The sequence below is a fragment of the Paenarthrobacter sp. NPDC018779 genome, from assembly GCF_044391085.1.
Classification (GTDB): Bacteria; Actinomycetota; Actinomycetes; order Actinomycetales; family Micrococcaceae; genus Arthrobacter.
In genome coordinates, this window is the sequence record NZ_JBIRZS010000009.1 from 80249 (window position 1) to 100745 (window position 20497).

The window sequence follows — 20497 nt, forward strand, 5'->3', positions numbered from 1 at the left end:
ATCCGGTAACCGAAGGCAGAGACAACCTTACAGAACTTCCGGCCAAGAATCTAATCGAGCTCCGAGGGGCGGAATTCGCCCGTCTTTTCAGGCTTCCCCGAGGATCCGTCCGGCCAGTTTGGCCTCGAACTTCGCAGCCTGTTCTGCAGTGATCTGGTTGAGTTCCACCGCCCGCTGGAGGTCCGCGTGGACGCCATCCATCCGTGCCGCCGCATTCGGGACCGGGCTCAGCACAATCGACGCTGCCACGGCGGCCGCAGCCACTGCGCTTGCCGCGGCCGCTGCCGCCGTTCCGATGGAACCGGCCGCAGCGCTTGCGGACTTACTGACATAGTGGACGGCCTTGTTGCTCATGCTTACCTCCAGGGTGGCTTTTCCAACTGGTACAACTCTCAGACAGCCGGCTCGGTTCCAACCATGCGTGTGCTGTGAGCGAACTGTGAAAGGGATCCCCAGCCACATCCACCTTCTTCCGTACTAGGCTTGAGGGCAGACAAACAGGGCTTGATGGCAGACAAACCGCCCTTACCGGGCCCCCAACCTAAGGAGAGTCATGGCAGGCGAATCAACATTCGACGTCGTCAGCAAGGTGGACAAGCAAGAGGTCGCCAACGCGCTCAACCAGTCGCAGAAGGAAATCGCGCAGCGCTACGACTTCAAGGGCGTCGGCGCGGAGATCGACTTCAGCGGTGAGAAGATCCTCATGAAGGCCAACTCGGAAGACCGGGTGCTGGCCGTACTGGACGTCTTCCAGTCCAAGCTCATCAAGCGCGGCATCTCCCTGAAGTCCCTGGAGCAGGGCGAACCCTTCCCCTCGGGCAAGGAATTCCGCCTGGAGTGCACCATCAAGGAAGGCATCGCACAGGACATCGCCAAGAAGATCAACAAGATCATCCGCGACGAAGCGCCCAAGTCCGTCAAGTCCCAGATCCAGGGCGACGAACTCCGCGTCACTTCCAAGTCCCGCGATGACCTGCAGGAGACCATGGCGATCCTCAAGAAGTTCGAGGAAGCCGACCTGCAGTTCGTGAACTTCCGCAGCTAAAGCGGATATGGCCGCGTGATTACTGGGCGCTTGCTCCAGCAGTCCGCACAGGGTCCGCAGAATTTCCGAGGACCGCAGCGATCAGCCTTGATCCTGCGGTCCTCGTTTCATTATGGCAATGGCCTGACTGCAGATCGACCGCGAAAAGAACCCCACCCGCGATGCCACATTGCCGCTGTGAGTGACTGGCCAAATGGTCCCAATAGTGTGACCATTCTTGAAGGAGGCAGACGATGATGGCGACAACTGAAATACCAAAGGTGGCGCACTACCGCTACACAGTCACCTGGTCCCCTGAGGACGAGGAGTACGTCGCTCAGGTTACTGAGTTCCCGTCGCTCTCCTGGCTGGCTGCCGACAAGGACGAGGCTCTGCATGGGCTGGAAAAGTTGGTCAACGAAGTAGTTCAGGACATGATCAGCGAAGGTGAGCAAGTACCAATCCCCTTGGCTGACCGCGAGTTCAGTGGAAATCTCAGGGTGCGTGTTTCCCCCGCAAAGCACCGCCAATTGGTTATTCTCGCCCAGGAACAAGGGGTCTCGCTGAACCGATACCTCGTGGAACGCCTCGCCGGATAGGGGCCACCCTGCGTCAGCGCACAGTGCTGCGAAAGCCGGGGTCCGCTCTGATCACAGAGACGGGCCCCGGCTTTTTTGCGCCCATATGTCCATCGATCGCCGTAATGGAAGGGATTATTTAGGGCACAAAGGTTTTGCGTAATGCCGTCGCGCAAGTATCCTTCTTGCTTAGGCGAGCCTAAGTAAGGCTCCCTGAACGAAAGACACCCTTATGACCGCCAACTTCCTGATCGGCCTGCGCGAAGGCCTCGAAGCATCACTCGTGGTGGTGCTCCTCATGGCCTACCTCATCAAGACCGGCAGGAAGGCCCTGATCCCCCGGCTGTGGGCCGGCGTTGGATTGGCCGTGGCGATCTCCCTGGGTTTCGGCGCGCTCCTGACCTTCGGCCCCCGCGGCCTGACGTTTGAAGCCCAGGAAGCGATCGGCGGCGGCCTTTCCATCGTGGCCGTTGGCCTGGTGACCTGGATGGTGTTCTGGATGGCCAGGACGGCGCGCACGCTGGGAGGCGAACTCCGCTCGCAGGTGGATAAAGCAGCCGACGGCGCCGCATGGGGCCTGGTGATCGTGGCAGCGCTGGCCGTTGGCCGCGAAGGCCTGGAAACCGCACTCTTCATCTGGGCCGCAGCACAGGCTACCGGCGAAACAACCCTGCCCCTTTTCGGCGCCCTGCTGGGCTTGCTGACCGCGGCCGGCCTCGGATACCTGCTCCATCGGGGTGTCCTGAAGGTGAACCTCGGCAAGTTCTTCACCTGGACCGGAGTGGGGCTCATCATCATTGCCGGCGGCGTGCTCGCCTACGGCATCCACGACCTCCAGGAAGCCGGCATCCTGCCCGGCCTCCACAACCTGGCCTTCGACGTCTCGGCCGCAGTGCCGCCGTCGTCCTGGTACGGCACCTTGCTGAAGGGCACTCTCAACTTCTCCCCGGCCACCACCTGGCTGGAAGCGGCCGCGTGGCTGCTTTACGTCATCCCCGTTCTCTTCCTGTACATCAGGACCAACAAGGCCGGCCCGCCTAAGGCAAAGACCGCCGCCACCACTCCTGCTGTCACGGCCCACCCGTAGCCGCACCTTCCCCAACATAAGGACCCCTCCATGTCTGGAACTTTCCGGCGCACCGCGTCTTCTTCCGCTTTCCGCAAAGCCCTCGCCGTGATCGGCGCAGCAGCCGCCGTCCCGCTGGTGCTGACCGGCTGCACGGACAACACCAAGACCTCGGCAACCGCCACCGACGGCCCCATCCAGGTCAGCAGCACGGCCAGCGAATGCAAAGTGTCCTCGGCAACGGCGCCGAGCGGCAACCTGACGTTCCAGGTGAAGAACGACGGCAACGAAGTCACCGAGTTCTACCTGCTGGCCGAGGACGGCCTGCGGATCATCGGCGAAGTGGAGAACATTGGCCCGGGGATCTCCCGCAACCTGGTGGTCACCGCACCGGCGGGCAAGTACAACACCGCGTGCAAGCCCGGCATGCAGGGCGATGGCATCCGTGCCTCGTTCGAGGTCACCGAGTCCGGGAACAAGCCGAGCGTGGACGCCGACTTCCAGAAGCTCCTGGACACGGGAACCCAGCAGTACGCCGCCTATGTGAAAGACCAGACCGAGCAGTTGGTCACGGGCACCAAGGCCTTCGCCGACGCCTTCGCTGCCGGTGATGCGGCCAAGGCCCGCGAGCTCTACGCCTCCACCCGCATGCACTGGGAGCGGATCGAACCCGTGGCTGAGTCCTTCGGCGACCTCGACCCCAAGCTTGACGCCCGTGAAGCTGACCTTGAGCCCGGCCAGGAATGGACCGGCTGGCACAAGGCAGAGAAGGACCTGTTCCCGCCGGCCGGCTACACCCCCATGACCGACGCCGAGCGCAGCGCCATCGCCAAGCAGCTCGTCGCCGACACCGAAGACCTGGGACAGCGCACCCGCACCGTGGAACTCACCGCCGACAAGCTCGGCAACGGCGCCAAGGAGCTCCTGGACGAGGTTGCGACCGGCAAGGTCACGGGTGAGGAAGAAATCTGGTCGCACACCGACCTCTGGGACTTCCAGGCCAACGTGGACGGCGCCCGGATCGCGTTCGAAAGCCTCAAGCCTGCCCTTGAGCAGAAGGACGCCGAGCTCGCCAAGTCCTTGGACGAGAAGTTCGCTGCCCTGCAGGCCGAGCTCAAGAAGCACGCCAAGGGTGACGGTTTTGCCTACTACAACGAGCTCAGCCAGGAGCAGGTGCAGCAACTCGCTGCCCTGGTTGATTCCCTCGGCGAACCGCTGTCCAAGCTCACCTCAGCCGTAGTCCTGTGACCGGCTGCCCCTTCGGGCACACCGATGGTGAACACCGCCCGGACCAACTGAATGCCGCCACCGGCTCCGGTGCGGCTGCCGCCGTCGTGCCTTCTGCCGGAGAGGCCAACAGCGGAACGTCCGACGGCGGTGCTGCCGCCGGCGGTGGTGCCTCGCGGTTGTCCCGGCGCGGGCTGCTCTCGCTCGCCGGCGTGGGCGGCGCCGGCGCCGTGGCGGGACTGGCCGCAGGCTTCCTGGGCCACGACGCCGTGACAGCGGGGAGCGCGAGCGCTGCCACGCCCGCAGCGGATTCGGTGGTCCCATTCTTCGGTGAGCACCAGGCCGGCATCAGCACGCCGGCGCAGGACCGCCTGCATATGGCCGCCTTCGACGTGACCACCGAGGACCGCAAGGAACTGGTCAAGCTCCTGAAGGACTGGACCGCAGCAGCGGAGGCCATGACTGCGGGCCGAGCGACAGGTGCCACCGGGGCCGTCGACGGTCCTTACGATGCGCCGCCGGAGGACACCGGGGAAGCCCTGGACCTGGAAGCTTCCCAATTGACGCTCACGTTTGGGTTCGGTGCCGGGTTGTTCGAAAAGAACGGCAAGGCACGCTTCGGTCTGGACGGCCGCCGGCCCGAGGCCTTGATCGACCTCCCCCACTTCCCGGGCGACGATCTTCAGCCGGGCCGCACCGGCGGAGACTTGGTTGTACAGGCCTGCGCCGACGATCCCCAGGTGGCTGTGCACGCCATCCGTAACCTGGCCAGGATCGGCTTCGGCAAGGTCCGTGTCCGGTGGTCCCAGCTCGGCTTCGGCCGCACCTCGTCCACGTCAAGGGCACAGGTGACGCCGCGCAATCTCTTCGGCTTCAAAGATGGCACCAACAACCTCAAGGTTGAGGACCAATCACTGTTGAACGAGCACGTCTGGGTGCCATCCGGTGGCCGCCCGGAGGAAAACTGGATGACGGGCGGAAGCTACCTGGTGGCGCGCCGGATCCAGATGCACATCGAGATCTGGGACCGTACCTCCTTGCGGGAGCAGGAGGGCCTGATTGGCCGGACCAAGGGCGTGGGTGCGCCGTTGTCCGGCGGCGACGAGTTCACGGCCCCGGACTTCAAGATCGCGGGGCGCGACGGCGATCCACTGATCCCGCTGGATTCCCACGTCAGGCTTGCCCACCCTGAGCAGAACGGCGGGGTCCGGATGCTGCGCCGCGGCTACAACTTCACCGACGGCTCGGACGGACTCGGCCACCTGGATGCGGGCTTGTTCTTCATCGCCTTCGTGAAAGACCCACGGACCCACTACGTGCCCATGCAGTTGGCGCTGGCCAAGGGCGACACCCTGTCCGTCGAGTACTTGAAGCACACCGGATCGGGGCTTTTCGCGGTACCGCCGGGCGTGGAGCAGGGCGGGTACATCGGCGAAGGGCTTTTCGCCTAGCTGCCGTTGTTGGCCCGCTGTCCCGTTGCCGCCCAGCAACAGAACAGCGGGCTTCCGCCGTTTTCGGCGCTTCGTGCCGCGCTTCTAGGAATTCGTGCCGCGCTTCTAGGTGAGCGGGCGCCCGGCCATCTGCTCGAGCCTGCGGATGCGGTCTGCCATGGGCGGGTGGGTGGCGAACATCCGCCGCATTCCGCCTCCCCGGAACGGGTTGGCGATCATCAGGTGCGAGGCATTGACCAGGCGCTGGTCCTGCGGCAGGGGCACCTGGGTCACTCCGGATTCGATCTTGCGCAAGGCAGAGGCGAGGGCCAGCGGATCGCCGGTCAGCTCGGCGCCGTCCTCATCGGCGTCATATTCCCGGGTCCTCGAGATGGCCATCTGGATCAACGAAGCTGCGAAGGGCGCCAGCAGTGCCATGGCGATCATGGCAAGGGGGTTGGCGTTGCGCCGGTCTCCTCCCCCGAAGAACAGCAGCATCTGCCCAACAGAGGTAATGACACCGGCAACGGCCGCTGCGACTGACGAGGTCAGGATGTCCCGGTTGTAGACGTGCATGAGTTCATGTCCCAGCACGCCCCTGAGTTCGCGCGCATCGAGCAGGTGGAGGATTCCCTCCGTGCAGCACACAGCCGCGTTCTTGGGATTGCGGCCTGTAGCGAAGGCGTTCGGGGTCATGGTGGGCGAGAGGTAGATCCGCGGCATGGGCTTGTTGGCCCGGACGGAGAGTTCCCGCACGATCTGGTAGAGCTGCGGCGCCTGGGCCTCGCTGACGGGGTAGGCAGCCATGGACCGGATGGCGATCTTGTCGCTGTTCCAGTAGCCGTAGGCGGTAGTGGCGACTCCGATCAACGCCATGATGACGATGGGCGCGGAACTGCGGGTGCCGGCGCCGATGATGGCCCCCAAACCCAACAGCACAGCCCACAGCACACCGAACAGCGCGGCGGTTTTGAGTCCATTGTTGTGTTTGTGCACGGTGTTCTTTCGCTTTCGTTGGCCCTTTTGCTGGAGTTCTGTCTGGATTAACGTCGACGCCGGCCAGCATGTTCCGGTAGTCGGCGCCTACGGCAACGGATGCTTCGCATCGTAGGCCACGAAACCGGGCTGCACGCGCGACGCCAGCCATGCCAGGACCATGCAGAGCACCCCACCGATCAGCAACACTCCACCCTCACTGAGGAACTGGGTGACACCGCCGGCCAACAGATCCCCCACTCGGGGACCGCCGGCAACTACCACGATGAACACGCCCTGCAGCCTCCCCCGCATATGGTCGGGGGTGGCCGCTTGCAGGATGGTGGTGCGGAACACGGCGCTGACTGAGTCCGAGATTCCGGCGAGCGCGCAACAGGCGGCAGCAGGGATAAGCCATAACGTCACGCCGTTCCGCCCGGAATCCCCCGCCATGAGCACCACCGCACCGAACGATGCGATGGAGGCGCCCCAACCCACCACGGCGAAAACCACGGCGCTGCCTTGGCGGCGTACGCGGCCGAGGGGACCGGAAAACAGGCCGGCAAGGAAGGCCCCTACAGCCGTGGAGGCAAGAAGCACACCCACGGTGGTCTCGCCCCCGCCGATCATTACAGCGCCGATCGCCGGCATGAGGGCGCGGGGCTGGGCGCAGATCATGGCGATGAGGTCGATGATGAAGGTCATGCGGACGTTCGGCCGGGTGCCCAGGAACCTGAAGCCTTCCACCACCGAACGCAGGCCTGGCCGCACGGCTTCCTTGGACGGCGGCAAGGCTGGGAGCTTGAAAAGGCCCCACAACGCGAACGTGAAGCTGACGACGTCGATGGTGTAGGTCCAGCCAAAACCGATGGTCGCTACCAGGACGCCCGCCAGCAACGGCCCCGCCGTCATGGACAAGCCGAAGGTCAGCATGTTCAGGGCATTGGCGGCCGGCAGCAGGTCCTTGCGCACCAGGAGCGGGATGATGGCGCTTCGCGCGGGACCGTTGATGCCCTGCGCTCCGCTTTGCACGGCAACCAGGGCGTAGAGCAGCCAAATGTTTCCCACCTCGAACCATGCCTGCAAGGCCAGCCCAGCTGTGGTTGCCCAGAGGACCAGGGACGCCACCAACGCCACCTTTCGGCGGTCATAGGCGTCCGAGACCGATCCCCCGTAGAGCCCGGCGATGACCAAAGGAACCAGCGCGAAGATGCCCAAGAGCCCTACGTACAAGCTCTCCTGGGTCAGCCGGTACACCTCCAGGCTGACGGCCACCAGCGTCAGCTGCGTGCCCACGGCAGCTACCGATGCCCCCAACCAGAGCCTCCGGAAGGCCGGGCTTTCTTTGAGGGGAGTGATGTCTGCCAGGAGTCTTGCCACCCAGCAACCCTACCCAGTGCCCGGCGTGGGCAGGACTCCCGGCGTAACCACACCCTTGGTAGGCTCACCCGGGGAAGGAAGGGGGGTACTTATGGTGTTGTCACGTCAATTGCTGTTCCGTTCCGCCATCTGGGAAATAGCCCGGCCCCGACACCCGCTGACAACCGGGCACCTTGTGGTCCGGTTGTCCGATCCTTCCACCGAATTCGGTGAGGCCTCTGCGGCCGACTGGCTGCTGTGCCATAACCTCGCCCGCGCGGCCTTGCAGGATGTCCTGGGTGCTGTCCGGTGCGCCGTCATGTTCGCGCACCGCTGGCATCCGCTCGGCTCGGCGCTGGGCGAACCCGTCGCGGAATCCTCCACTCCCACATTCCACCTTTTCGGCCGCTGGGCTTCCGAAACCACGACGCCGGGACGCCAGCTTGCGCTGCCTGCCCACCGGCGGCTGGCCGAACCCGAGGAAGCCCTGGAGAGGGTGGACTCGGAACTGCGGGAGTCGCTCCGTTTCTTCGCGGAGGGTCCCTTCCTGCCGGAACAGCCTTCGGCTGTCCACCACCCGCGCACCCAACCGCCGCCAGGGGTGCCGTTCGCGCCTGGCCCGGGCGCCGGCGTCGTGCGTGCCCGGACGCTGGTGCCCTTGGTGGCGACGGTGGATGCCGCCCGGCACCACAGCGTCATTGAACCTGCCAGCGGCACCGCCTCCATAGCCGGGCTGCTTCCCGGTGAACTGGTGGCCATTGCCGCCTCGCTCGGTGCACTGCCGCTGACGAGCGGCCTGAGCGGCTTCAGTTGCGTAGCCGTGGAAGGCGAACGCGCCGGTTCTGCCGTGCGGATCCATGCCGTGGGCAGGTCCGGGGCCGAAGACGGGAGTCCGCTGTTGGATGTGTTCCGTTTACCGGAAGTTAGTCTCGCCTTATTGTGAACTCATCAAAATAAGTGTTTCAATGAATGCATGACCGATCACACGACCGACCAGCAGGCATGGGCCGCAGCCCTGCATGCCCATGGACGGCGCGTGACCAAACAGCGGCTGGCAGTATTGGCTGCGGTCCAGCATCATCCGCACTCTCCGGCAGAGGGCATCCTTGCCGCTGCACGCGAAGAGCTTCCTGAACTGACGGCGCAGTCCGTTTACGTGGTGCTCAGCGACCTCACGGATTTGCAGATGCTGCGACGCTTCGAACCCCCGCACTCCCCCGCGCTCTACGAAACGCGGGTGGGTGACAACCACCACCACGCCGTGTGCATCAGTTGCGGCCGGGTGGAGGACGTGGATTGCGCGGTAGGACACGCACCGTGCCTCACGCCGCATTGGGACCAGAACTCCAAGCCAATGACCATCCAGATTGCAGACGTCCTTTACCAAGGAATCTGCCAGGACTGCCAAGCCAAACAACAGCTTCCCAAACAACCAGCAACCCAGAAATAGGAGAAACATGACTGCCATTTCGACCACACAGTCAGGTGCCCCCGTTACGTCGGACTCGCACTCTAAGTCCGTCGGCGCCGACGGTGCAATCATCCTCACCGACCACTACCTGGTGGAAAAGCTCGCCCAGTTCAACCGCGAGCGGGTTCCGGAGCGTGTTGTGCACGCCAAGGGTGGCGGCGCTTTCGGTACCTTCAAGACCACCTCTGACGTCTCCAAGTACACCAAGGCCGCTTTCCTGCAGCCGGGTACCGAGACGGACATGCTGATCCGCTTCTCCTCCGTGGCCGGCGAGAACGGCTCCCCCGACACTTGGCGCGATCCCCGCGGTTTCGCCGTGAAGTTCTACACCACCGAGGGCAACTACGACCTCGTGGGCAACAACACCCCTGTGTTCTTCATCCGCGACGGCATCAAGTTCCCGGACTTCATCCACTCCCAGAAGCGCCTCCCGGGTACCCACCTGCGTGACGCTGACATGCAGTGGGACTTCTGGACCCTCCAGCCCGAATCCGCGCACCAGGTCACCTGGCTCATGGGCGACCGTGGCCTCCCGGCTTCCTGGCGTGAAATGCAGGGCTACGGCTCGCACACCTACCAGTGGATCAACGCCGAGGGCGAGCGCTTCTGGGTCAAGTACCACTTCAAGTCCAACCAGGGCGTCAACTCCATCACCGGCGAGCAGGCTGAAGCCCTGGCCGGTTCGGATGCAGACTTCTACATCCGCGACCTCCACGAAAACATCGAGGCCGGCAACTTCCCGTCCTGGGAACTGCACGTCCAGGTCATGCCGTACGAAGACGCCAAGACCTACCGCTTCAACCCGTTCGACCTCACCAAGGTGTGGCCGCACGCCGACTACCCGCTGATCCACGTGGGCACCATGGAGCTGAACAAGAACCCGGAGAACTACTTCGCGCAGATCGAGCAGGCCACCTTCGCGCCGTCGAACTTCGTGCCGGGCATCGCTGCTTCCCCGGACAAGATGCTGCAGGCCCGCATCTTCTCCTACGCTGACGCACACCGCTACCGCGTTGGCACCAACCACGCCCAGATCCCCGTGAACCAGCCCAAGAGCCCGGTCCACAACTACAGCCAGGATGGCCAGGGACGTTACCTGTTCAACTCCCCGTCCACCCCGGTCTACGCACCGAACACCGTTGGTGGCCCGGCTGCTGTTGAGCCGGCTTCCCCCGCAGGCGGCTGGGAGAACGACGGCGAGCTCACCCTCTCCGCACACTCCCTGCACGCTGAGGACAGCGACTTCGGCCAGGCCGGTGCGCTGTACCGCGAGGTCTACGACGAGGCTGCCAAGGCACGCTTCCTCGACACCATCACCGGTGCTGTTGGCGGCGTGAAGAGCGCCGACATCAAGGAACGCGCCATCCAGTACTGGACCAACGTTGATGCCGAACTCGGCGCCAAGCTGCGCGCCAACCTCGGTGCCGGCGAAGGTGCCTCCGACGCAGAAGCAGCCAACAAGCTCTAAGAGTCAGCCTTAACGGGAACACCCCGCTGCGGATTCTTCTCCGCGGCGGGGTGTTTTCTTTTTCCACATAGGCTTTTCGGGCTATGGCTTCGCCTGATGGCTCATCCATAGGATCCTTGCATGAGCACATTTGAAGGAATCCCCGCTGCCGCTTTCCGCTTCTATGAGGAACTGGAAGAGAACAACAACCGCGAGTGGTGGCTGGAACACAAAAAGACATACGACGCCGAGGTGAAAGAGCCGCTTTCGGCTCTCCTTTCGGAGCTGGAACCGGAGTTCGGGCCGGCAAAGATTTTCCGGCCCAACAGGGACATCCGCTTCTCCCAGGACAAATCGCCGTACAAGACGGCCCAAGGTGCCTTCGCCGAAAGCAAGGAAGGCGTGGGCTTCTACGTCCAGATCAGCGCCGACGGCTTGCTGATCGGCGGCGGCTACCACTCCCACACTCCCGCCCAACTGGCCCGTTTCCGTGCCGCCGTGGATGCCCCGGGCAGCGGCGAAGAACTACAGAAGATCGTTGACGCAGTGGCGGCTGCCGGCTTTGCCGTCGAAGGCGAAAAGCTCAAGACCGTGCCCCGCGGTTTCGACAAAGACCATCCACGGGCCGAACTCCTGAAGCACAAGTCCCTCTCAGCCGGCGTGGAGGTGGGTGAGCCGGAGTGGCTCTCCACGGCAGCGGCCCGCCAGGAGATCGCTGCCCGATGGGAAACCCTCCGGCCACTGGTGGACTGGGTCAGCGAACACGCCGCACCCTAGCCCACGGGAGAGTCCACAGCCTCCTTGGCCGCGGCGAACTTCTCGTTCAACCGTGAGTGGCGCTGGCCATAGGCGAAGTAGATGGCCATCCCAACAACCAGCCAGATGCCGAAGAAGATCCACGTCTGCACAGCCAGGTTGGTCATCAGGTACAGGCACAGGATCGCGGAGATCCACGGCACTACCTTGCCGAACGGCACACGGAAGGCAGGCTTAAGGTCCGGGCGCTTCTTGCGCAGCACCAGGATGCCCAGGCTCACCATGACGAACGCGGAGAGCGTGCCGATGTTGATCATTTCCTCAAGCAGGTCAACGGCGGTAAGTCCGGCAACCAGTGCCACTGCCGCTCCACAAATGATCTGCAGGCGGGCAGGCGTGGCACGCTTCTCGCTGGTCTTGGACAGGGCACGGGGCAGGAGACCGTCCCGGCTCATGGCGAGGACCACGCGTGCCAGGCCCATGAGGAGCACCATGATCACGGTGGTCAGGCCCACCAGTGAACCGAAGGCAATGACCTTGGCGGCGTCGTTGTTACCCACTGCCTCGAAGGCCGTGGTCAGCGTCGGTGCTTTCTCTGCCGCGAGCTGCGTGTAGGAGACCATGCCGGTCAAGGCCAGGGAGACCAGGATGTAGAGGAGCGTCACCAGGGCAAGGCCGCCGAAGATGCCGCGTGGAAGGGTCTTCTGCGGGTTCTTCACTTCTTCCGCAGAGGTAGCCACCACATCGAAGCCGATGAAAGCGAAGAACACCAGGGCTGCGCCGGCGAAAATGCCGAGGGTACCGTACTGCGCCGGAACAGCGCCCGTCAGGAAGCCGAAGAAGGACTGCTTCATGACGTCGTCCACGCCGCTGCCCGCGGTGGGCTGCGAGGCAGGAACGAACGGGGTGTAGTTGGAGAACTTCACGTAGGTGAAGCCAACGACGATCACGAACAGGACCACGCCGATCTTGATCAGCGTGAAGATGTTGCCGACGCGGGCGGACAACTTTGTCCCCAGCACCAGCAGCACCGTGAAGATAGCGACAATGAGGAAGGCGCCCCAATAGAGGTCCACGCCTCCGATATTGATGGCGGGAGGCATGTCCACACCCATGAGGCCGAAGACCTTGCTGAGGTAGATGCCCCAGTACTTGGCGATCACGGCTGCGGCGGTGAAAAGTTCAAGGATGAGGTTCCAGCCAATGATCCATGCGAGCACCTCGCCCATGGTGGCGTAGGTGAAGACGTAGGCGGAGCCTGCCACGGGGATCGCCGTGGCGAATTCCGCGTAGCACATGATGGCCAAGGCACAGGTGACAGCCGCAACCACGAAGGAAATGGTGACCGCAGGGCCTGCGAAGTTTGCCGCTGCTTTGGCGCCCACGGAGAAGATACCGGCGCCGACGGCGACGGCGACGCCCATGATCATCAGGTCCCAGGTGCTCAGGCTTCGCTTGAGCTTGCGACCGGGCTCATCGGCGTCGGCGATCGACTGCTCGATTGATTTGGTCCTGAAAATGTTCATAAATATGCCACATTCTGGATGGGGGTGGTATAGGACTCATCAAGGATAGTGTCCGGCCAATGGACGGCCATATTTGTCCCAAATAATGAGACAACAAATGGACTAGTGAGACTGATGGTGCTGCTGTGACTTTCGGTGTTGCCCGCATCACATCACGCGAAAGGCCCCATTCAGGCGAAAAAATCGCCGTCATGGGGCCTTCCCCGTACCCAGCAGGGGACGTTCAGGAATGCTTGCTGTCAGACACCTGGCACGTCCCAGTCCATGATGGTCGAGCGGATGAGGAACCTTTTCCCTTCCGGCGCTTCAACGGAGAACCCGCTCCCCCGGCCTTGGACCACGTCCACTGTCAGGTGGGTATGGGACCAGTAGGCGAATTGCTCCCGTGACATCCAGAACTCGAGCGGCTGGGACACCGTGCCGCCTTCCCGGATATCGAACCTGCCCAAGAGAACGTCGGAGGCGCCAGTCAGGAAGTCACCCGCCGGGTAGCACATGGGCGCAGACCCGTCGCAGCAGCCACCGGACTGGTGGAACATCAGCGGACCGTGTTGCTCCCAGAGTTTGCGCAGCAGTTCCACCGCGGCCGGGGTCAGCGCAACCCGGGAGAAGTCCTCCCCCGGCAGTGTCACCGAAGCTTCCAGGATGTCCGGGGCGGCGTTCATCAGAACTTCAAGACCACTCGGCCGTCGATCTTGGCGTGCTTCATCTCGTCGAAGACAGCATTCACCTCGGAGAGTTCGCGGGTGGAGACCGTCGGCTTGATCTTCCCCTGAGCGTAGAACTCGAGCGCTTCCTCCAGGTCCTGGCGCGTGCCCACGATCGAGCCCCGGACGGTGAGGCCCTTCAGGACAATGTCGAAGATGGGCGCAGGAAAGTCTCCCGGCGGCAATCCGTTGAAGACGATCGTGCCGCCGCGCCGGGCCATGCCGATTGCCTGGCCGAAGGCGGAAGGATGGACAGCTGTGACCAGGACTCCGTGGCAGCCACCCGTTTCCCGTTGGATCACCTCGGCTGGATCCTCGTGCAGGGCATTGACCGTCAGTTCTGCGCCGTGTTCACGGGCGAGTGCCAGCTTGTCGTCCGCGATGTCCACGGCCGCCACCCGCAGGCCCATGGCCACGGCATATTGCACGGCGATGTGTCCCAGTCCACCGATTCCGGAGATGGTGACCCACTGGCCAGGTTTGGCTTCGGTCATCTTCAAGCCCTTGTAGACGGTGACTCCGGCGCAGAGCACGGGAGCAACTTCCACTGGGTCCGAGCCTTCCGGGATACGCGCGGCGAAACGGGTGTCCACCAGCATGTACTCGCCGAACGAGCCATCGATGCTGTAGCCGCCGTTCTTCTGCGCCTCGCACAGGGTCTCCCAGCCTGTGCGGCAGTACTGGCAGTCACCGCACGCGGACCACAGCCAGGCATTGCCCACGAGGTCGCCCACGGCGACGTCCGTGACGCCTTCGCCAAGTTCAACCACTTCGCCCACGCCCTCATGGCCGGGAACGAACGGTGGCGTGGGCTTCACCGGCCAGTCGCCTTCGGCGGCGTGCAGGTCGGTATGACAGACCCCCGACGTCAGGAGACGGACCAGCGCCTGGCCGGGACCCGGCGTCGGACGTTCCACTTCCATGACCTTAAGGTCGGTTCCAAATTCGGTAACTACTGCTGCTTGCATGGTCGTCGACATTGACGATCTCCCTTTTTCAGATGAACAACAGGATGGGTTGTGCACGGCGGCCGCCACAGGGACCAGCTGGCGGACGGCTGCCGTGCACAAGCTCTCTAGAAGAAGCCGAGTTTGTTCTCGTTGTAGCTGACCAGCAGGTTCTTGGTCTGCTGGTAGTGGTCCAGCATCATGGCGTGGTTCTCACGGCCGATGCCTGATGACTTGTACCCGCCGAAGGCAGCGCCTGCGGGGTACGCGTGGTAGTTGTTGACCCAGACGCGGCCGGCCTGGATTTCGCGGCCCGCGCGGTAGGCGACATTGCCGTTGCGGGACCAGACGCCGGCGCCGAGCCCGTAGAGGGTGTCATTGGCGATGCCGATGGCGTCGTTGTAGTCGCTGAAACGGGTCACCGAGACCACGGGGCCGAAGATTTCCTCCTGGAAGATCCGCATCCGGTTGTGGCCCTCAAAGATGGTGGGCTGGACGTAGTAGCCTCCGGCGAGGTCGCCGGAGAGCTCGGCCCGGGCACCGCCGGTGAGGACCTTGGCTCCCTCCTGCTTTCCGATGTCGATGTAGGACAGGATCTTCTCGAGCTGGTCGTTGGAGGCCTGCGCGCCGATCTGGGTCTCGGTGTCCAGCGGATTGCCCTGGATGATCTTGTTGGTCCGGGCGACAACGTCGGCCATGAACGAGTCGTAGATGCCTTCCTGCACCAGCGCACGCGACGGGCAGGTGCACACTTCGCCTTGGTTGAAGGCAAAAAGCGTGAAGCCTTCCTGGGCCTTGTCGTAGAAGGCATCGTTCTGGGATGCGACGTCGTCGAAGAAGATGTTCGGGCTCTTGCCGCCGAGTTCAAGGGTGACGGGTATCAGGTTGTTTGAAGCGTACTGGCTGATGAGCCTGCCGGTGGTGGTCTCGCCGGTGAAGGCGATCTTCCTGATGCGCGGGCTGGAAGCGAGGGGTTTGCCGGCCTCGACGCCGAAGCCGTTCACGACGTTCACGACACCGGCGGGAAGCAGGTCACCGATGAGTTCCATCAGGACCAGGATGGACGTCGGCGTCTGCTCAGCGGGCTTGAGGACGACGGCGTTGCCCGCGGCCAGCGCCGGGGCGAGCTTCCACACGGCCATGAGGATGGGGAAGTTCCAAGGGATGATCTGTCCCACCACGCCGAGCGGCTCGTGGAAGTGGTAGGCCGTGGTGTCATCGTCCAGCTGGGAGAGATGGCCTTCCTGGGCGCGGATCGCGGAAGCGAAGTAACGGAAGTGGTCCGCCGCCAAGGGAATGTCCGCGTTGAGGGTCTCGCGGACCGGCTTTCCGTTGTCCCACGTTTCGGCGACGGCCAGGAGCTCCACGTTCTCATCAATGCGGTCCGCGATCTTGTTCAGGATCGCGGCGCGCTCGGTGGCAGAGGTCTTGCCCCAGGACGGAGCCACCTTATGCGCGGCGTCCAGCGCCAGTTCGATGTCCTCGGCAGTTCCCCTGGCAACTTCGCAGAAGGCCTTGCCCGTGACCGGCGTGATGTTCTCGAAGTAGCCGCCCTTCACCGGGGCCACCCATTCCCCGCCGATCCAGTTCTCGTAACGGTCCTTGAAGGTGACCTTCGATCCCTCTGCACCTGGCTGTGCATAAACAGTCATTGCTAGCTCCTTTGCTGCGAATCACGGTGGCTGTCGCCATTGATCCGAGCCTAGGAGCGGGAAGGTTGCAGCTACGTTGCAACCTTGTGAGTCAGGTCACTCAAGCGGTCAGTTCGTCTTCCAGCCGCTCAAGGTCGGCGACGACTGCGGCCCGCTTGGGCGAGCGCGGCGGCAGCAGCTTCAGGATCGCAAGGCGGAGTTCGACGTCGAACCTTGCCTCAGGCAGTTCGGCGTACTTGAGCAGCGAATCGGCGCTGGCGTCGCTCAGCAGCGCCTCGCGCAGCAGATGGGAGACGCGTTCGCGCAACTGGACGACGCCGGGCGCCTCCGATCGTGGGAGGACGGCACCTTTGTAGATCTCCAGGGCAATCCGGTGGGCGCCGCGCTGCAAGCAGGTCAGGACCTGGCCGGAGTCGGGCAGGAGTTCCACGGGCAAGCGGTAGGGTCTGGACTCCGGAACGGCTTCGGGGCTGAGTTCCTGGATGACCTTGCGCAGCCGGACCATCTCGGCGCGGAGCGTCACCGCAGAACCTTCCCCGGGGTACAGCTGGGCGCAGAGATCATCGGCGCTCAGTCCAGCCGGGTGGTTGCCCAGGATGGCGAGGATTTCGCTGTGCCGCGCGGACAGGGTCGCTGTCTTTCCGTCGATGCTCAGCAATGCCTGGTCGCGGCCCAGGAGCTGGAGGCTGTTGCGGTACAGGGACTGCTTTTGTGGCGTGGCCCCGGCACCGGTGCTTGCAGCCGAAGGTGAGCTCCGGCGTCGTGGTTTTGCGTTTGCTGACGCCGCGAGTTGCAGGCGTTCAATCCGCAACTGTGCCTGGGCCGCCGCAACGGTCGCCTCCACGAGCGAAACCGTGTGTGGGGCAACAGCTGTTTCCGTGCCCGTGATGTCCACGACGCCCAGAAGGGCTCCGGAATCGGGATCGTGGAACGGAACGGCTGTGCAGCTCCACGGATGGACCGAACGTTTGAAGTGCTCGGCGCCGGAGATCTGGATGCTGCGGTCCAGGGCGAGCGCGGTGCCGGGTGCGCTGGTCCCCACCGACGCTTCCGACCAGTCCGAGCCGGCGACGAACATCATGCCCTCAGCCCGGCGCTGCATCACGGGATCGCCATCAACCCAGAGGAGGCGGCCGACGTCGTCCCCCACCGCTACCAGCAGGCCGCTGTCGTGACTGGGCTGGATCAAGAGCTTCCGGATCACCGGCATGATGGTGGCCAGTGGGTGCCGCTGCCGGTAATCTTCCAGTTCCTCGATGTCCATGGCGAGCGGCGCTTCGGCGATGTCCGGGTTGGCCTGCAGGATGGCCGAACGTTGCCAGGACTCGCGCACCAGGCTGCGAAGGCCGGTCAGGTCCGCCGGATCCCCGGACTCAAGATGCTCGTGGCCCGCAAGGGCACGCCGCTGCAGCAGCTTGGCGGCTTCGCTACCCGGAAGCGGCGGGTGGACTGGGCTCTTCATCGAACTCCCTGGCTGCGGTACTTGCCGCGGTCACGGGGCGGCGTTCACGGCGGGCGGTACGGGCCAGTCTAGTTCGGCGGCCGGGCTTTGGGTACAGCCGTGCTTGTTGCCGGCCGGGTTGCTCCGGGGTTCAGCCGCGGGAGATGCGGATCATTTCCTCGCGCGGGACCACTTTGATGCGTTCACGGACTACGCCGTCGCCGTTGTCCGCGCTCCATGATGCACCCAGGGCAGCCTCGTGTGCGTCCAGCCGGTTCCAGCCCTCCCACGTGGTGTACTCGATCCCGCGTTCTTCGAGGAGATTGATGATGGCCTGCGGATCCGGGTTCTCGGCCGGGGGCAGGTTCAGCCGGTCCTCAAGCAGGCAGCCAATGGTTTCCAGTGCATCGCCCTTGGTGTGCCCGATCAGGCCCACGGGACCGCGCTTGATCCACCCCGTGGCGTAGATTCCCGGTACGGGTTTGCCGTCGGCACCCAGGACGCGACCGCCGTCGTTCGGGATGACGCCGCGGCGGGCGTCGTACGGCAGCTCCTCCAGCGGGGAGCCGTGGTAGCCGATGGCCCGGTACACGGCCTGCACGGGGTACTCGATGAATTCGCCGGTGCCCTTGGCGTTGCCGGTGCCGTCCAACTCCATGCGTTCGAACTTGATCGCCGACACCTTGCCCGGGTTTTCCGGCGAATCCAGGATCTCCACGGGGCTGTGCAGGAAGTGCAGGTGCAAGCGCCGGGAGGAAGGCTGCTCAGACTCGGCGTGCTCCTCAACCAGCCAGTTGGTCAGGGTGTTGACCATGGTCTTGATCTGGTTGTTGGTGCGGATGGCCTCATCCGAAGCGTCATCGAACTCGAAGTCTTCCGGGTACAGGACGATGTCCACGTCCTTGCAGTGCGAAAGTTCACGCAGTTCCAAGGGTGTGAACTTGACCTGCGCAGGGCCGCGGCGGCCAAACACGTGGACGTCCGTGACCGGCGACTTCTTCAGGCCCTGGTACACGTTGTCCGGAATTTCGGTGACCAGGAGTTCATCGGGGTGTTTGGCCAGCATGCGCGCCACATCCAGGGCCACGTTGCCGTTGCCGATCACCGCGATTTCCTTGGCTTCAAGGGGCCACTCGCGGGGAACGTCCGGGTGGCCGTCGTACCAGGAGACAAAATCCGCGCCGCCGAAGGAACCGTCCAATTCGATGCCGGGAATGTTCAGTTCGACATCCTTGATGGCCCCCGTGGAGAAGATCACGGCGTCATAGAAAGCCCGGAAATCGTGGAGGGTAAGGTCCCGGCCATAGGTCACGTTGCCCAGGAAGCGGATGTCGCCCCGGTCCAGCACCTTGTGGAGGGCGTTGACGATTCCCTTGATGCGGGGGTGGTCCGGCGCTACGCCATAACGGATCAAGCCATACGGCGCGGGATATGCCTCGAAGAGGTCGATGCTGACGTCCACATGCCCGTCCTTGACCTCATTGGACTTGGTCAGGATGTCCGCGGCGTACACGCCGGCCGGGCCCGCACCGACGATCGCAACACGGAGTGGACGACTGGGGATTGTTACGGCTGAGTCAGACACCGGGAGCCCTTCCGAAGCAGTGAGCCACGCCCGTTGTTGGGGCGCGCAGGTTTCCAATTCTAGATCTCGACCCCTCGCCCGGCCGCTCATATGGCAGGACTCACACAAATTCCTAATGTTTCAGGGAATATTGCGGAATATTGCGCCGCTAGGAGGTGTTGGCGCTTTTGTGTCGACACCCGAACAAACCACCGCAGCAACGTCCTCTTCGAACACGTCCTCTTCGAACCAGCCCACGACGGCGGCAGCCAGGGGCGGCGGTGGCAGCAGTACGGATGCGGGTGCTGTTGCGGTAAAGCCGGTTCGCAGTGAGACCACCACCGGTGTGTTGTTCGGCATCGGCGCGTACGGACTGTGGGGGCTGCTCCCCCTGTACTTCTTTGTGCTGCAGCCTGCCGGCGCCATCGAGATCGTCGCCAACCGGATTGTCTGGTCCTTGGTTTTCTGCGCACTGCTCATCACCATCACGCGGTCCTGGAGGATCCTTTTTGCGGCGGTGAAGGATCGCTCAGTGATGGGACCGCTGGCGTTGGCGGCAGGCCTGATCGCGGTCAACTGGCTCACCTACACCTTTGGCGTCACCACCGGCCATGCAGTTGAGACCTCCCTGGGATACTTCATCAACCCCCTCGTTTCCGTACTCCTGGGCGTGTTCGTCCTGAAAGAAAAGCTCCGGCCGCTGCAGTGGGCAGCCGTCGGAATCGGCTTCGTCGCGGTGGGCGTGCTGACGGTCTCCTACGGGCAGCTCCCGTGGATCGCCCTGCTCCTGGCCTTCAGCTTTGGCCTGTACGGCTTCGTCAAGAAGAAGGTGGGACCCAAGGTGGACGCGCTCACCAGCCTCTCCGTTGAAACCGTGGTGCTGGCCCCCTTCGCGGCCATCACCATGGTGGTCCTCGGTATTTCCGGGGTTGCGACGCTCACTACGCACGGCGCCGGGCACTTCTGGCTCATCCTGGCCTCGGGTGTCATCACCGCGGTTCCCTTGCTCTTCTTCGGGGCATCCGCCCGGCGCCTGCCCATGACCACCATTGGCCTCCTGCAGTACTTTGCCCCTGTGCTTCAGTTCATTGTGGCGCTCACCGTGTTCCACGAGGCCATGACCACAGCCCGCTGGATCGGTTTCTGCGTGGTGTGGCTGGCCCTGCTGCTCCTGACCATCGACATGCTCCGGACCGCCCGGAAGAATGCGGTGCTCCGGAGGCAGGCAAAGCTCGCGGCCGCCTGAGTCCCGGGGTTTCGCCGAGGTCGTGGGAACGGTGCGCCGCGTTTCGCCGAGTTCGTGGGAACGCTGCGCCCGGTTTCGCCG

The 20497-nt window shown here is 63.9% G+C and carries 19 protein-coding genes; 10 read left to right on the forward strand and 9 right to left on the reverse strand.

Features of this window, described 5'->3' with window-relative positions:
- Nucleotides 1-87 precede the first annotated feature (87 nt).
- The gene (locus tag ACH488_RS11815; protein WP_397324371.1) at nt 88-354 is read right to left on the reverse strand and encodes a hypothetical protein; all 267 of its coding nucleotides are present in this window, start codon (nt 352-354) and stop codon (nt 88-90) included.
- Nucleotides 355-553: 199 nt separating this feature from the next.
- Between ACH488_RS11815 and ACH488_RS11820 the strand changes: the two genes are divergently transcribed.
- The 5 genes from ACH488_RS11820 to efeB all read left to right on the forward strand — a co-directional run bounded on the left by ACH488_RS11820 (nt 554) and on the right by efeB (nt 5346).
- Nucleotides 554-1045 carry a YajQ family cyclic di-GMP-binding protein gene (locus ACH488_RS11820; RefSeq protein WP_397324373.1) on the forward strand — a complete coding sequence of 164 codons (492 nt, stop codon included), beginning with the start codon at nt 554-556 and terminating at the stop codon, nt 1043-1045.
- Nucleotides 1046-1278: 233 nt separating this feature from the next.
- Nucleotides 1279-1623: a type II toxin-antitoxin system HicB family antitoxin gene (locus ACH488_RS11825; RefSeq protein WP_397324374.1), complete on the forward strand. Its 345-nt coding sequence runs from the start codon at nt 1279-1281 to the stop codon at nt 1621-1623.
- A 211-nt stretch (nt 1624-1834) separates the two neighbouring features.
- Nucleotides 1835-2689 (forward strand): iron uptake transporter permease EfeU, encoded by an 855-nt coding sequence (gene efeU, locus ACH488_RS11830; RefSeq protein WP_397324375.1) that lies wholly within the window; start codon nt 1835-1837, stop codon nt 2687-2689.
- A 30-nt stretch (nt 2690-2719) separates the two neighbouring features.
- Nucleotides 2720-3916, forward strand: coding sequence for an iron uptake system protein EfeO (gene efeO, locus ACH488_RS11835; protein WP_397324376.1), 1197 nt, complete (start codon nt 2720-2722; stop codon nt 3914-3916).
- The gene (gene efeB / locus ACH488_RS11840) at nt 3913-5346 is read left to right on the forward strand and encodes an iron uptake transporter deferrochelatase/peroxidase subunit (protein WP_397324377.1); all 1434 of its coding nucleotides are present in this window, start codon (nt 3913-3915) and stop codon (nt 5344-5346) included. Before efeO ends, efeB begins: the two co-directional genes overlap by 4 nt.
- A gap of 105 nt (nt 5347-5451) precedes the next feature.
- On the opposite strand, the gene htpX is transcribed toward efeB, so the two are convergent.
- On the reverse strand, nt 5452-6321 hold the full coding sequence (htpX, locus tag ACH488_RS11845) for a zinc metalloprotease HtpX (RefSeq protein WP_397324378.1): 870 nt from the start codon (nt 6319-6321) through the stop codon (nt 5452-5454).
- Between the two features lie 87 nt (nt 6322-6408).
- Nucleotides 6409-7680 (reverse strand): MFS transporter, encoded by a 1272-nt coding sequence (locus tag ACH488_RS11850; protein WP_397324379.1) that lies wholly within the window; start codon nt 7678-7680, stop codon nt 6409-6411.
- A gap of 91 nt (nt 7681-7771) precedes the next feature.
- Between ACH488_RS11850 and ACH488_RS11855 the strand changes: the two genes are divergently transcribed.
- The 4 genes from ACH488_RS11855 (at nt 7772) to ACH488_RS11870 (ending at nt 11354) form a co-directional block, all read left to right on the forward strand.
- Nucleotides 7772-8602, forward strand: coding sequence for a hypothetical protein (locus tag ACH488_RS11855; protein ID WP_397324380.1), 831 nt, complete (start codon nt 7772-7774; stop codon nt 8600-8602).
- Nucleotides 8603-8632: 30 nt separating this feature from the next.
- Nucleotides 8633-9109, forward strand: a complete 477-nt coding sequence (locus ACH488_RS11860; protein WP_397324382.1) for a Fur family transcriptional regulator — start codon at nt 8633-8635, stop codon at nt 9107-9109.
- Nucleotides 9110-9116: 7 nt separating this feature from the next.
- Nucleotides 9117-10598 (forward strand): catalase, encoded by a 1482-nt coding sequence (locus ACH488_RS11865; RefSeq protein WP_397324383.1) that lies wholly within the window; start codon nt 9117-9119, stop codon nt 10596-10598.
- Nucleotides 10599-10718: 120 nt separating this feature from the next.
- Nucleotides 10719-11354, forward strand: a complete 636-nt coding sequence (locus ACH488_RS11870) for a DUF2461 domain-containing protein (protein WP_397324385.1) — start codon at nt 10719-10721, stop codon at nt 11352-11354.
- Here the strand turns inward: ACH488_RS11870 and ACH488_RS11875 are convergent.
- The 6 genes from ACH488_RS11875 to ACH488_RS11900 form a co-directional block, all read right to left on the reverse strand.
- Complete coding sequence (locus ACH488_RS11875; RefSeq protein ID WP_397324386.1) at nt 11351-12859, reverse strand: amino acid permease; 1509 nt, start codon at nt 12857-12859, stop codon at nt 11351-11353. The two genes, ACH488_RS11870 and ACH488_RS11875, sit on opposite strands and share 4 nt — an antisense overlap.
- 239 nt (nt 12860-13098) lie before the next feature.
- Entirely contained in the window at nt 13099-13524 is a 426-nt protein-coding gene (locus tag ACH488_RS11880) for a DUF779 domain-containing protein (protein WP_397324388.1), read from the reverse strand.
- Nucleotides 13524-14546 carry an alcohol dehydrogenase AdhP gene (gene adhP, locus ACH488_RS11885; protein WP_397324389.1) on the reverse strand — a complete coding sequence of 341 codons (1023 nt, stop codon included), beginning with the start codon at nt 14544-14546 and terminating at the stop codon, nt 13524-13526. The genes ACH488_RS11880 and adhP overlap by 1 nt, the downstream gene beginning before the upstream one ends.
- Nucleotides 14547-14641: 95 nt before the next feature.
- Nucleotides 14642-16165, reverse strand: coding sequence for an aldehyde dehydrogenase family protein (locus tag ACH488_RS11890; RefSeq protein ID WP_397324391.1), 1524 nt, complete (start codon nt 16163-16165; stop codon nt 14642-14644).
- 100 nt (nt 16166-16265) lie between these two features.
- Nucleotides 16266-17627 (reverse strand): GAF domain-containing protein, encoded by a 1362-nt coding sequence (locus ACH488_RS11895; protein ID WP_397324392.1) that lies wholly within the window; start codon nt 17625-17627, stop codon nt 16266-16268.
- A 130-nt stretch (nt 17628-17757) separates the two neighbouring features.
- On the reverse strand, nt 17758-19191 hold the full coding sequence (locus ACH488_RS11900) for an FAD-dependent oxidoreductase (RefSeq protein ID WP_397324394.1): 1434 nt from the start codon (nt 19189-19191) through the stop codon (nt 17758-17760).
- A 130-nt stretch (nt 19192-19321) separates the two neighbouring features.
- Here ACH488_RS11900 and rarD point away from each other — a divergent pair, with 130 nt between their 5' ends.
- A complete protein-coding gene (gene rarD, locus ACH488_RS11905) occupies nt 19322-20416 on the forward strand; it encodes an EamA family transporter RarD (RefSeq protein WP_397324445.1) in 1095 nt (364 codons plus the stop codon).
- Nucleotides 20417-20497 lie beyond the last annotated feature (81 nt).